Source organism: Bacteroidales bacterium (genome assembly GCA_014860585.1).
Classification (GTDB): domain Bacteria; phylum Bacteroidota; class Bacteroidia; order Bacteroidales; family 4484-276; genus RZYY01.
Genome location: JACZJL010000166.1, coordinates 1 through 12,640 on the forward strand (window position 1 = coordinate 1; position 12,640 = coordinate 12,640).

The following is a 12,640-nucleotide window of genomic DNA, read 5'->3' on the forward strand; positions in this document are numbered from 1 at the left end:
CCCAGCATTACCTGATGGCAACTAAGAATAGGGGTTGCGCTCGTTATGGGACTTAACCCGACACCTCACGGCACGAGCTGACGACAACCATGCAGCACCTTGTAAAATGTCCCGAAGGAAGATCCCCTTTCGGGGACTGTCATAATACATTCAAGCCCAGGTAAGGTTCCTCGCGTATCATCGAATTAAACCACATGCTCCACCGCTTGTGCGGGCCCCCGTCAATTCCTTTGAGTTTCAACCTTGCGATCGTACTTCCCAGGTGGATCACTTAATACTTTCGTTCAGTCGCTGACTGTGTATCGCCAACAACGAGTGATCATCGTTTACAGCGTGGACTACCAGGGTATCTAATCCTGTTTGATCCCCACGCTTTCGTGCATTAGCGTCAGTTACAGCTTAGCAAGCTGCCTTCGCTATCGGTGTTCTGTAGCATATCTATGCATTTCACCGCTACATGCTACATTCCGCCTACTTCAACTGTACTCTAGACTAACAGTATCAATGGCAGTTCCCTGGTTGAGCCGGGGGATTTCACCACTGACTTATTAGTCCGCCTACGCACCCTTTAAACCCAATAAATCCGGATAACGCTTGCATCCTCCGTATTACCGCGGCTGCTGGCACGGAGTTAGCCGATGCTTATTCCCACGGTACCGTCAGTCCCCGACACGTCGGGGGGTTCTTCCCGTAGAAAAGCAGTTTACAACCCATAGGGCCGTCATCCTGCACGCGGCATGGCTGGTTCAGACTTGCGTCCATTGACCAATATTCCTCACTGCTGCCTCCCGTAGGAGTCTGGTCCGTGTCTCAGTACCAGTGTGGGGGATAATCCTCTCAGAACCCCTAGACATCATAGTCTTGGTGAGCCGTTACCTCACCAACTAACTAATGTCACGCATGCCCATCTATGATCGCAAAAGCTTTAATTCAAAAAAGATGCCTCTTCTGAATATTATAGGATATTAATCCGAATTTCTTCGGGCTATGTCCTGATCAAAGGTAGGTTGCATACGCGTTACGCACCCGTGCGCCGGTCGCCACCCGGTATTGCTACCTGTGCTGCCCCTCGACTTGCATGTGTTAGGCCTGCCGCTAGCGTTCATCCTGAGCCAGGATCAAACTCTTCATTGTAATTGTAAATCTTATTTGTGTCTTTCGGATTTACTTTCACATTCAAAATTAACTGACTGTGGATATTTGCTGCTTAAAACGTTACTTCAATCTTTTCAAAGAACTTGTGATTCTTTCCTTTTCTCTTCTCAAAAAGGGCTGCAAAGATAATACTTATTTTATTCCTGCAACTTTTTTTGAAAATTTTTATCATTCTTTTTATGAACTGCTTTTCCGTTTCGAAAAGGGCTGCAAAATTACATCTAATTTTAAAACCACCAAACTTTTTTTTCAAAAAAATTAATTATTTTTTTCAACCTCATCAAATCACTCTATATCAATATTATAGAAAATAAAATTTGATCGCTTCACGATGTTAAAAGAACGTTTCCTCAAAAAGGGCTGCAAAGATACATCTATTTTTTATTATTGAACAAACATTTTCTTCATTTTTTGCAATTATTTCTAAGTTTTTGAGGGGGCAATCATTTCAATTGTATCAAAGTCGTTCAATTGCAAATATTTATGCCTTAATCAAGTTTTATTATTATTAACATACATGATAAATTTAAGCTTGACGTTTGGTTTATTTCCGTACTTCACTCAATTGAAACAATGAAAAACTCGATCTTTCAAATCAAATTAGTCTCTATAATAATAGGTGTAGTATTAACAACTTCCCTTTTCGCTCAAAACCCATATCAAAAGGAGCCTCTGGCTAAGAGGTTCTTTGTAGAGGGGATTGTAGGACTTCAGTTTGGAACTATTACTGCCATTGAAGTCTCGCCTTTGGTTGGATTCAAGGTTACAAACAATTTCATTACAGGTTTAGGATTCACTTATCAATACAGTGATTACCAGGACTTTTACTTAAACCTTGAAACCGGAGATTTGGCTGATCGGGAGATAAACACTATCGGAAGCCGGTTTTTTACAAGATATTACTTCGCTGATTGGTTTGAAGGACTTCTTGGTGGGCTCTTCGTGCATGGAGAATACGAGTATTTAAGCTATTCGAGGAATTTCAGGGAGGATCGTAACGGTAAATATGTGGATGTTTATGGAATTCCTTATTCAGCCGGTAATCAAAAAGTGTCAGTCCCCGGGTTATTGGTAGGCGGAGGTTTACAACAATCTATAGGGGGGAGTGCCTATGCTAGTATCCTGGTGTTGTACAACCTGAATGAGACCAATGACACACCCTACAGCAATCCCATTTTTAGAATTGGAATTGGTTTTGGCATGTGATTTTTTCAACATCGATTGTTCAGCAACCCCCTTTCAACCTGATAAACACTGATCGAATTATTAAGACCAGAAACCCAATTTAAATAGCAATTAAGTTTTATCAGGGATATTTTTGAGGATTTCCAATGTCCACTTCCAGAACTTATCGACTGATTTGATGTGAATTCTTTCATCAGGTGAATGAGCACCTTTAATGTCAGGCCCATAGGATATCATATCCATACCCGGGTATTTTTCACCAATTAAACCACATTCAAGGCCGGCATGAACTGCAAGTATCTTTGGCTCCGCATTGAAGAGTTTCTGGTAAGCATCTTTTGCAATGACCAAGACTTCAGAATCCGGATTGGGTGTCCAGCCGGGGTAGCCGTCGGAATGTTCGATGTCGGCATTGATTAATTTAAAAGTAGCAGCCACCATATTAACAACATCATCCAGTGCACTTGCTACAGAACTTCGTTGACTTGTTGTAACCTGGAAGCTGTCATCAAGGGTTTTTACGGATGCGAGGTTTGTGGATGTTTCAACAAAATTTTGTATTTCCCTTGACATTTGAATGACACCATGAGGACAGCTATAAAGTGCGTTTATCAGGTTATGTTGTGATTTTTCATCAATTACGAAATAAGGGGGATCAACCTGAAATGCTTTAACTTGCATATCAGGTTCAGTTGTTTTAAACTCTTTTCGAACAACCTGGTTGAAATGTTCGACGAGCTTTAAGAATTTATCCCTTAATGCCTGATTAATGAGAACAGTTGCTTCAGCTTCTCTGGCTATTGCATTTCGAAGATTTCCACCATTGAAGTGATGCAATCTGATTCCGTAGGTCTGCGTAGCCTGATGCAAAATCCTCACAAGTATTTTATTGGCATTACCCAGTCCTTTATTGATATCATCTCCAGAGTGTCCGCCTTTAAGCCCTGAGATCACTATCTTGAATGGCAAATTCCAATCAGGAACAAGTTCCTTTTTAAATCCAAACCGGGCAACAGTATCCCGGCCTCCTGCACAACCGATGAAAATCTGGCCGTCATCTTCTGAGTCCAGGTTAAGTAGGATGTCTGAAGTCAGAAACCCTGATGTAAGTGCAAAAGCACCGGAAAGTCCTGTTTCCTCATCAACGGTAAACAGACATTCGATTGGCCCATGAGCAATTTCTTTAGATTCGAGGATTGCCATTTGTGTTGCAATACCAATCCCATCATCTGCACCAAGTGTAGTTCCAAGGGCTTTAACCCAATCACCATCAATGTATGCCTGAATTGGATCCTTATCAAAATCAAATTTCTTATCTGTATTTTTCTCACAAACCATATCGAGATGACTTTGAAGGCAAACTGACTTTTTGCTTTCCATTCCTTTTGTTGGTGGTTTGGTGATTAATACATTTCCGATCTCATCCTGCCTGCAGTCCAATTTATGTTTGTTTGCAAAATCAACCAGGTAGGCTGCAATCTTCTCTTCTTTCTTGGAGGGCCGGGGAATATTGAGGATTTCGCTAAAATGACCCCAAAGTGCATTTGGCTGTAATTTACTGATGTTATTATTCATTGATTAATGACAGATTATTATAATTTTATCTACTAACGTGCAAAGATATTCATTTTTGAAATTTGGCGATTGAAGATGGAGGAGATATCTGTGGAGTGGTCACAATTCAACAACCGCCTCAAAGTTCAGATTTCGTTCATTGGTCCTTTCGACTTGCCGGTGAAATGTACATTATTGTATTATGATGAAACAATACATCGAAAAAGTAAATTTATCCGTTTAAATTCAGTTTACGATTGACGGGTCTTTTACACCACCATCTCATTCTTGCTGTAAATATGGACTATCAATTTCTGCTCAAGACGAATGTTTTTTGAAAGATAGTCGTTTGTCCGAATTTAACTATTCGCTGGTTCCATATTCCTGGTAAAACTTATTGATTTCGTCGGCAAGATTTTCAAATACCACATAATGATTTTTGCACCCTTTACGCGAACAGATATCAACTTTACCGCCCACTTTAATATTAAATCCAACCATTTGGGCTTTGCACTGTCCACAAAGAGTTTCGAGCATTAAACTTTGGTTGCAATGTGGACAATAGAACCTTGTTTCTTCATCCTCACGCAGTTCTATATTATTTTCGTGATCAAAACAATCGTAAATCGAACACAACCAGATGACCCCTCTTGCACGGGTTGTTTCGATATTTACTTTGACGCTGGGATAACCATGAACAATATGAATATTGTCCATCAATGACTCCGCGCAGTGTGGGCATTTAACTGCTAACGAAATGTATTTCTTCATTTTGCTTTTCTTTGAATATGATGTCTTGAATTTGATAATCCGGTGTAAAATTAATAAAACCTATAGAAGTGTAGTTTTATGAGGGATTTTTTTCAGCTTCCAAGTTTCAACTGCCGTGCAAGGGGTAGTTTTGGTAGCACACTTTCCCTTTTTTTATTGATTTCCTGCATATTTTTCAAAATTTTATCCAGCATTTTGATGGCTTTGGTGACTTGGTTTCCTTTGTTAAGCATAACGCAATCTGCACGTTGTGCCATGGCAGCATCAGTAATTTCAGCCCTTGAAGGAATACCTTTTTTTGTCACACCTTCCAATACCTGTGTTGCCCAAATGTCGGGAATATGTGCTGCTTCACACATACGCAGAATTTCCTCCTGTACCATAGCCATATCGTCCCACCCCACTTCAACAGCCAGATCGCCTCGGGCAACCATTACTCCAATCGGCCAGACCTGCATTGCCCGGAGAATAATTAAAGGGAGGTTTTCGAATCCTTTGCGCGTTTCAATCTTTAAGATTACTTCAACTTGTTTATCTATCTTTTTGCACTCATTGATCAGGTCGGCAACATCTTCAGGTGTGTTGACAAATGAAAGGCTTACTGCATCAGCATACTCAGTGACAAACCTCAGGTCATCGTAATCCTTTGCGGTCATACCGCTAAAACTTAGCGATGTGCCAGGCAGGTTAATTCCTTTCCCTTCCCGCAGTTTACTCCCTATGTCTTTTGCATTTGTAATTTTTACCATGATCTCACCATCCTTTACCAATTCAACAACACCTTCAATTTTCCCATCATCAAACAAAACCGGTTCGCCTGATCTGACATCATTAAAAATTTCGGGCATTGTGCATGATATGTGGGCTTGTTGTATCAAATTTCCCGTCTGGTCAAATTTTGCCGGCTCACCAGGACGGTTATCTTTATGGAGTAAAAGTAGATCGCCTGCTTTGAGAATAATGCATTGCTCAACCGGCAGAAATTCACCAACAGTAACAATATCCTGGTGGAGGCTGTTTTCCTTTTTTAAGCTAAACTCCATCCCTGTAGCAATATAGGCTGAATCATGGCATTTAGCCCATCTGCCCTCGCCTTCTTGGTCCGCAATTTCAATCGTGCATTTTTTCTGACGTGAATCGGTGAAAGTAATGATGTCACAGTTGCAAAGATTTTTCAGCCATTCAGCTTCAACAGGAATCACAGCATCGGCTTCACGCGGAGGGTTCACCCCCGGTGGGGCAAACCAGATAAGCACCGGTTTAATTACATTTCCCACGTCATCGCGCGACGGTTTGATGTGAATCACTTTAGGACCTTCGATCATAGTTCCCGTACGAATCTTTGGGCCGGCAAGATCCATGATTACCCGGCAATCTTTATTGGTACCTGATTTTGCATTCCCAATGTTGATGATCATTTTCTTCCACATATCAGCATCATAGGCAGCGCAGTTAATTCGGACACAATCCATTCCTGCTTTGAGGGATTTGGTTACAATATTCTGGTCAAATGCCGCCTCCTGAGGCATGGTCACCATGATCCGCGTACGACGTTTTCCTGATTTTTTACCAAACAGCGCTATCGTGTTCTTATTAAGCATTTTCACACTTTTCTTCACTGAAATTGTCTTGCGACTGTTGAAGGGCTGTATATCACCGACCAATCGCTGTAATATGACTTTGGTAAGCAGCAGACTGCGCATCACATGTGGTTCAATCTGATCGAATGGTGTAAGACCAAAATCCCTAAGATTTTCCTGAAGCTTACTTAAATCATGCTCTCGTAATGCCATGTAATGAACCAGGTTGACAGCGCTACGGCGAAATAAAGGATTTACCATGGAAATTTTATCATCCCACTCCTTCTCTAAATCATAAGCTGAGACAATAATTCCATCGATCTGTTCTATCATTTCCCTGACAACACTTTCTTTAATTTTCATTCCATTGAATTTTTCACAAAGTTGGGAAAAAATTACCAGATGAACCGGATAAACCCAAGATTTGCCGAATTTATGATCAAATTGAAAATTAGGCTGATTTTTTACCTTTCCGTTTCAAATAGTTTTCTATTTTTGCAGCCCGATTTTAAAAACTGGTGTAACCAGTAAGTTCTTCAAGTAGTGATTTTTGGCGAGGTAGCTCAGGTGGTTAGAGCGCAGCACTCATAATGCTGAGGTCGAGGGTTCGAGCCCCTCCCTCGCTACCAGTAAACCCACTGTTAGACAACAATTTAATAGTGGGTTTTTTAATTAAAGTGCTTTTCGAATAAACGGTTTTCAACCTTTAGCCAGTTTTTGATACGAACCCGGAATGGGATACATTCTGTCTGTTCTTGAATTTAAATTTTGAAACCATTTCCTGATCTCATGCAGGATAAACAACTTAAGATCAACATTTACTCAACGATTCAATTCACCATTATTCCATGAATCTGAAATCAATACACATTTGGTCAGTTTTTCTGATAACGATCATTTTTGCCGCATGCAATACCCCAAAGGCTGTGGTTGACCATGCCCAAATTGCCGATTTAGCTTACAGTTCGGGTGATTATGCCAGGGCACTCTCCACTTATGAGGAGCTGATAAACAGCTGGAACGACCAACATCCGCAGAAGGATAATCCTTACTATGACAAGGCCGGCCATGCTGCTTTTATGATGAAAAATTATGACCGTTCAATTTTTCACTTTGCCCAGTCCATGCACCATGGAACGGCCTCCGTTGAGACCTATTCGAGACTGATCAGTTACTACCGGGAAATTAAAAATTTCTCCAAAGAGATGACAACCATTGAAGCATTAATGGAAGCCTACCCCAATTCCGATGAGGCGAAAGCGGAACACAGCCGCCTTTTTGAAATGCTTGTTGAAACCGACCGGTGGGAGGAAGCAGCTGAAGAATGGACGAAAATAACACGAGAAAGAGACATCCACCAGATGGAACTTTACTTTGAAGTCAATCGCAAGTTGGAAAATACTGCAATGTGCGATAGCCTTTCAGGTGTATTGCTGACGAATGATAACAACAATATGATTGGGCTTGAATGGGAAGCTGTAAAATACTACAACCGGGCCGAAGATCGCTATAACAAGGAAATGGAAGCCTATGAACAAAACAAAACCAACAGGCAATATTTGAAACTCCTCGAAGCCCTGGAAGTGGTGAATGCTGATTTTCAGCATGCACGCGATAACTTCGAAAAGTTGTACAATGCTTATCATGGGAAGCGCTACGCCAATTATTTGTACAACATTTACACCCGGTTCCAGGATGAAAAAAAGGCAGCTTACTACCGCGAAAGGATGAAATAGTTTTGCAAACGATCATCCTTATGTTCTTCATTTAGTAATATTGAGCGGGTGTACCCAAATCGGCAATGAGTAATCCGATGAAAGACAAGAGGAATGGCTTTTACACAACCATCTTTCTAATTAGTCTTTATTTTGATGGATAAACCGGATATGTTTTAACCCGGGAGGTAATGGGGCGCAAAGGAAGCTAAACTTAAACTTTATTCATATGTCTTTTCAGCATCACTAAACTATTTTCAATTCATCTTACGGATTGATTCCTGCGGTGACAGCGATTCACTTCTTTCCTCTCAACTTATCCCTGTTGAGTCTTGATGCAGTGATAGCAATTAGAATGAGGAAAAAACTCAGGAAGGTGCTGATCCGTCCAATGTAATCGCCGTATTTCACATAAACTGTGATCGCGTCGTTGGTGTGAAGGCTGGCTTTCATCACGTCGGGAACCCAATATTCGGAGGCCTTGAGGATGTCGCCGCGCTGGTTGATAAACCCGGAGATGCCGGTATTGGCTGAGCGGGCGATACTGCGACGCGTTTCGATAGCGCGTAGCGGGGCAAACGAAAAATGCTGGCGATGTCCGGCGGTATTTCCCCACCAGCCGTCGTTGGTGATAATCAAAAGCAGGTTAGCGCCGTTTCTTATAAAATCAGCCGTGAAATCCCCGTAAATAGATTCATAGCAGATGATTGGACCAACCACAAACTTTCCGCACTTTGAAGTGAAAACCTCTCTTTCGGGCGAATATCCAAGGCTGCCAACCGTTCCTCCAAGATCGAAAGCCAACTCCTGCAAGGGCCACATCAATCGCTGGAAAGGCATTTTTTCGGGACCGGGCACCAGTTTGGATTTGTGATAATAACCGATTGGCGCAGTATCGTTAATGAATAAAGCGGTGTTGAATGCTTCATAATGCAGGTCAACGTCGTCAAATTTGCGGGCAGTAGGGGTTAGCGGCTCATTCTCTTCAAAAAGTCTAAATGTGGATGCGCCGATGATAACGTTGAGTTGCGGATATTTTTCCAAAAACCTCCTTATCAGCACCACACTGCGGGTTTCCTCTATGGTCTTATGCCAGATGGATTCCTGCAGGGCCGATTCCGGGCACACCAAAAAGGCCGTGCTGCCGGTAATCAATGGTTCGGCCATTCCGAAATTCTTATCAATCACCTCCTTTATCGGCATATTGTACTGCTCGGTGTACGGGTCAATGTTGGGCTGGGTGACAATGATTTCTGCCAGCGGCCCCTTTTCCTGGTAATTGTTGTAAGTAATGAAAGAAATGATCATGGGAATGACGAAAACCAATACCACCGAAATACTGCTGACCACAACGGGGAAAACCACTTTTTTGTAGGCCAACAGATTTTTTATCAGCTTAAACAGCAAAATATTTAGCAGCAAAATCCAGAATGTGCCGCCAAGGGTTCCAGTGTATTCGTACCATTGCACCCATTTGGTGTACATCGCAAAACCATTTCCGAGGTTAAGCCAGGGCCATGATAAATCCCAATCGAGATGCAGGAATTCAAAGGTGATCCAGAAAAACAACAGAAGGTAAATGGAGTTGCTTTGTTTGAAGAAGCTACGCTGGCTCAGGTGAAAAATCCAGAATACAATGGCCATAAACAGCGAATTGAGCAGCACCGCCATGATGGCGCCAAAAATCGTAGAGTTCCAAATCCACCAGGTAGTCAGCAGGTTCCAGATGACGAATGCAGTGTAAGCGTATTTCAGGATGCTGTATTTATGGAAATCATCCCGGTTTTTGTGGATGTGCTCTTCGACGAAAAGCAACGGAACAAACCCGAAGAAAAGAAGGTAGGGAAAGCCGTACATCGGCCAGCCCAGGCTTAAAACAATTCCTGAAGTAACAGAGAGCAAATAGAGGTGTTTTGGTTTCACTGCGCTGGTCTTTGGTTCTTAATCGCTTTCAAATTCACTATAAAAAGGGCTTTCGGTGAAAGGATAGCGCCTGATGTGAATTTCTTTGACTTTTTGATGGAGTAACCCGCGGAACTCGTCCCAGTTTTCCTTGTTGAGTGCCGAAATAAAAAGTGAAGGTTCTGAATAAGTGGCCATCCATGATTTTTTCAATTCATCAAGCGTAGTATTTTCTTTTGTTGGCGGGGTCAGATCATCCTCTTCTTTTTTCACCCATTGATAAGCATCAATTTTATTAAAAATCATAATTGTGGGTTTGTCGGCAGCGCCAATTTCGGAGAGGGTCTGATTGACCACATGAATTTGCTCCTCAAAACCGGAATGTGAAATATCCACCACATGCAGCAGCAGATCGGCTTCACGCACTTCGTCGAGGGTTGATTTGAAGGATTCGACCAGGCTGTGCGGCAGTTTGCGGATAAATCCGACGGTATCGGAGAGTAAAAAAGGCAGATCGGTAATCACCACCTTACGCACTGTAGTATCGAGTGTGGCAAAGAGCTTATTTTCGGCAAACACCTCCGATTTGCTGATGGCGTTCATGATGGTGGATTTCCCCACATTGGTGTATCCCACCAGTGCCACCCTGATGATTTTCCCGCGCGATTTGCGCTGGGTGGCCATCTGCTTGTCAATTTGTTCGAGCTTCTTTTTCAGCAAACTGATTTTATCGCGGATGATCCGGCGGTCGGTTTCGATCTCCGTTTCACCGGGGCCGCGCAGACCGATACCGCCCCGCTGCCGCTCAAGGTGCGTCCACATACGCGTCAGGCGGGGAAGTAAATACTCATATTGTGCAAGTTCCACCTGGGTTTTGGCATAAGAGGTGCGTGCGCGCCGGGCAAAAATATCGAGGATCAGGTTGTTGCGGTCAAGAATCCGGCATTCGAGCACCTTCTCAATGTTGCGGATTTGGGAGCCATTCAGCTCATCATCAAAAACCACAATTTCAATTCCGGCTGCTTTCACAAATTCAGCAATCTCGTCCAGCTTTCCTTTCCCAACGAATGTGCGCGGTTCTGGCCTGTCGAGCTTTTGGGTATACCGTGCAATGGTTTCTCCGCCGGCAGTCTCGACTAAAAACTCCAACTCGTCAAGGTACTCATCAATGCGGGATTCTCCTTCTTTGCCTGAAATGACACCGACCAGGATGACCTTCTCTGCTTGTTTTTCTGTTTCAATATTTTGTGGAATCATGCAAAGATGAGGATTAGTTAATGACTTACTTTTTAATTGGTGCTTCTTTTGATTAAAATTTCAAACAACAAGTAATAAATGGCAAATAAATTCCAATGGAAAAAAAACAAATTCGAAACATTTCCATAACGTTAGCTATTTCATTATTTGTTTTTTGTTATTTCTAACTTGATCAGGTTAAGTAAAATGCTACTCAGTTTGTAATTAGTGTCAGTAAGAAAACTCCATTTGTTGAAAATCATTGTTTGCCCCAACCCTTAAGGGAGCAATGATTTTCAACGATTTACTCCCTTTAGGGTGGGGTAAAAAAATCGTTGAAAATCATATTTAATGTGTTTTCTTACTGACACTAATCAGAATTTCCTGAAACCTATTATTTCCCTCGCTTCTTTCAGCGTTTTAGCGCCGCTTTCGTGGGCTTTTTCAGCACCCATCCGCGCCACTTTACTCAGGTAGGCTTCATCAGCAGAAATCTCCAAAATCTTTTCGCGCAACGGGCTTGTGAAAGCAATGATATCCTCGGCCAGTTGCTTTTTCAAATCACCGTACCTGATTTGCATCGCGTTGTATTGCTCTTCAAAGTACTGCACAACATCGGGTGTAGAAACTACCTTCAGCAAAGAAAAAAGATTTTCCACCGGCTCGGTTTTAGGCGAATTGGGTGCTGTTGGGCCGGCATCAGTAACAGCGCGCATCACTTTTTTCCTGATGGATTTCGGGTCTTCGGCCAGGAAAATGGCGTTGCCTTCGCCTTCCGATTTCCCCATTTTTCCTGTACCATCCAGACCGGGGATCTTAACAAGATTTTCCCCAAAGTTAAACGCCTGCGGTTCGGGGAAAAGTTCCACGTTGTACATCCGGTTAAATCGCCTTGCAAATGTGCGTGTCATTTCGAGGTGTTGCTCCTGATCTTTACCAACCGGCACTTTGTGGGCTTTATGGATGATGATATCTGCGGCCATCAGGCTGGGGTAAGTGAGCAAACCGGCATTGATGTTCTCCGGCTGCTTGCGGGCTTTTTCTTTAAACGTGGTCACGCGCTCCAGCTCGCCCATATAGGCATTCATATTTAATAAAAGGTACAACTCAGCCGTTTCGGGCAGGTCGCTCTGGATATACAAAGTGGCCTTTTCAGGATCAATGCCGGTAGCCAGATACTCCACCAGCACCTGCTTCACGTTGCCGTGGAGGTCAGCGGGTGTGGGGTGTGTGGTGAGCGAATGATAATCGGCAATGAAGAAGAAACAGTTGCTCTCCTCCTGCATTTTCAAAAAGTTCCTGATCGCCCCGAAATAATTCCCCAGGTGCAGGTTTCCGGTTGGCCTGATGCCACTTACAACAGTCTCCATAAGCGTAATTTGAATTAGATAAAATACGATTTTTTCAAAGCGCAAAAGTACACAAAATCGGGATTGGGGGGGGTAATGAGGATAAAGACTTCAAACGACTAAATCAAAATCAATAAAGTATTGTATTTCTTTATCAATAGATTTTACAAATTGTTTAAATGGACAGCATTAT

General features: G+C 42.5%; 8 protein-coding genes, 1 tRNA gene and 1 rRNA gene. 3 read left to right on the forward strand and 7 right to left on the reverse strand.

All coding sequences use genetic code 11. The annotated features are described in order from the left end of the window. A 16S ribosomal RNA gene (locus IH598_16040) occupies positions 1-1,134 on the reverse strand; the annotation flags it as partial. Positions 1,135-1,728: 594 nt separating this feature from the next. Between IH598_16040 and IH598_16045 the strand changes: the two genes are divergently transcribed. Next, positions 1,729-2,361: a hypothetical protein gene (locus IH598_16045; protein MBE0640029.1), complete on the forward strand. Its 633-nt coding sequence runs from the start codon at positions 1,729-1,731 to the stop codon at positions 2,359-2,361. Positions 2,362-2,451: 90 nt separating this feature from the next. Here IH598_16045 and IH598_16050 read toward each other — a convergent pair whose 3' ends face one another. The 3 genes from IH598_16050 to IH598_16060 all read right to left on the reverse strand — a co-directional run bounded on the left by IH598_16050 (position 2,452) and on the right by IH598_16060 (position 6,608). After that, complete coding sequence (locus IH598_16050) at positions 2,452-3,915, reverse strand: aminoacyl-histidine dipeptidase (GenBank protein ID MBE0640030.1); 1,464 nt, start codon at positions 3,913-3,915, stop codon at positions 2,452-2,454. 342 nt (positions 3,916-4,257) lie between these two features. After that, positions 4,258-4,665 carry a hypothetical protein gene (locus tag IH598_16055; protein MBE0640031.1) on the reverse strand — a complete coding sequence of 136 codons (408 nt, stop codon included), beginning with the start codon at positions 4,663-4,665 and terminating at the stop codon, positions 4,258-4,260. Positions 4,666-4,757: 92 nt separating this feature from the next. Continuing rightward, a complete protein-coding gene (locus IH598_16060) occupies positions 4,758-6,608 on the reverse strand; it encodes a hypothetical protein (GenBank protein MBE0640032.1) in 1,851 nt (616 codons plus the stop codon). A gap of 189 nt (positions 6,609-6,797) precedes the next feature. On the opposite strand from IH598_16060, the gene IH598_16065 reads away from it, so the two are divergent. Together IH598_16065 and IH598_16070 are read left to right on the forward strand one after the other, a co-directional pair. Further along, positions 6,798-6,874, forward strand: a tRNA-Met gene (locus tag IH598_16065). 219 nt (positions 6,875-7,093) lie between these two features. Next, positions 7,094-7,981: a hypothetical protein gene (locus IH598_16070; protein MBE0640033.1), complete on the forward strand. Its 888-nt coding sequence runs from the start codon at positions 7,094-7,096 to the stop codon at positions 7,979-7,981. 276 nt (positions 7,982-8,257) lie between these two features. Here the strand turns inward: IH598_16070 and lnt are convergent, their stop codons facing one another. The 3 genes from lnt to trpS form a co-directional block, all read right to left on the reverse strand. Beyond that, positions 8,258-9,883, reverse strand: coding sequence for an apolipoprotein N-acyltransferase (gene lnt, locus IH598_16075; GenBank protein ID MBE0640034.1), 1,626 nt, complete (start codon positions 9,881-9,883; stop codon positions 8,258-8,260). An 18-nt stretch (positions 9,884-9,901) separates the two neighbouring features. Next, complete coding sequence (gene hflX / locus IH598_16080) at positions 9,902-11,119, reverse strand: GTPase HflX (GenBank protein ID MBE0640035.1); 1,218 nt, start codon at positions 11,117-11,119, stop codon at positions 9,902-9,904. Positions 11,120-11,472: 353 nt separating this feature from the next. Then, positions 11,473-12,468: a tryptophan--tRNA ligase gene (gene trpS / locus IH598_16085; protein ID MBE0640036.1), complete on the reverse strand. Its 996-nt coding sequence runs from the start codon at positions 12,466-12,468 to the stop codon at positions 11,473-11,475. Positions 12,469-12,640: the final 172 nt, after the last annotated feature.

What these genes read in the sequence shown, in the direction of transcription:
- IH598_16060 (MBE0640032.1), bottom strand. Translation starts at nt 6,608, where the DNA reads ATGAAAATTAAAGAAAGTGTTGTCAGGGAAATGATAGAACAGATCGAT.
- hflX (MBE0640035.1), bottom strand. Translation starts at nt 11,119, where the DNA reads ATGATTCCACAAAATATTGAAACAGAAAAACAAGCAGAGAAGGTCATC.
- IH598_16045 (MBE0640029.1), top strand. Translation starts at nt 1,729, where the DNA reads ATGAAAAACTCGATCTTTCAAATCAAATTAGTCTCTATAATAATAGGT.
- IH598_16055 (MBE0640031.1), bottom strand. Translation starts at nt 4,665, where the DNA reads ATGAAGAAATACATTTCGTTAGCAGTTAAATGCCCACACTGCGCGGAG.
- IH598_16050 (MBE0640030.1), bottom strand. Translation starts at nt 3,915, where the DNA reads ATGAATAATAACATCAGTAAATTACAGCCAAATGCACTTTGGGGTCAT.
- IH598_16070 (MBE0640033.1), top strand. Translation starts at nt 7,094, where the DNA reads ATGAATCTGAAATCAATACACATTTGGTCAGTTTTTCTGATAACGATC.
- trpS (MBE0640036.1), bottom strand. Translation starts at nt 12,468, where the DNA reads ATGGAGACTGTTGTAAGTGGCATCAGGCCAACCGGAAACCTGCACCTG.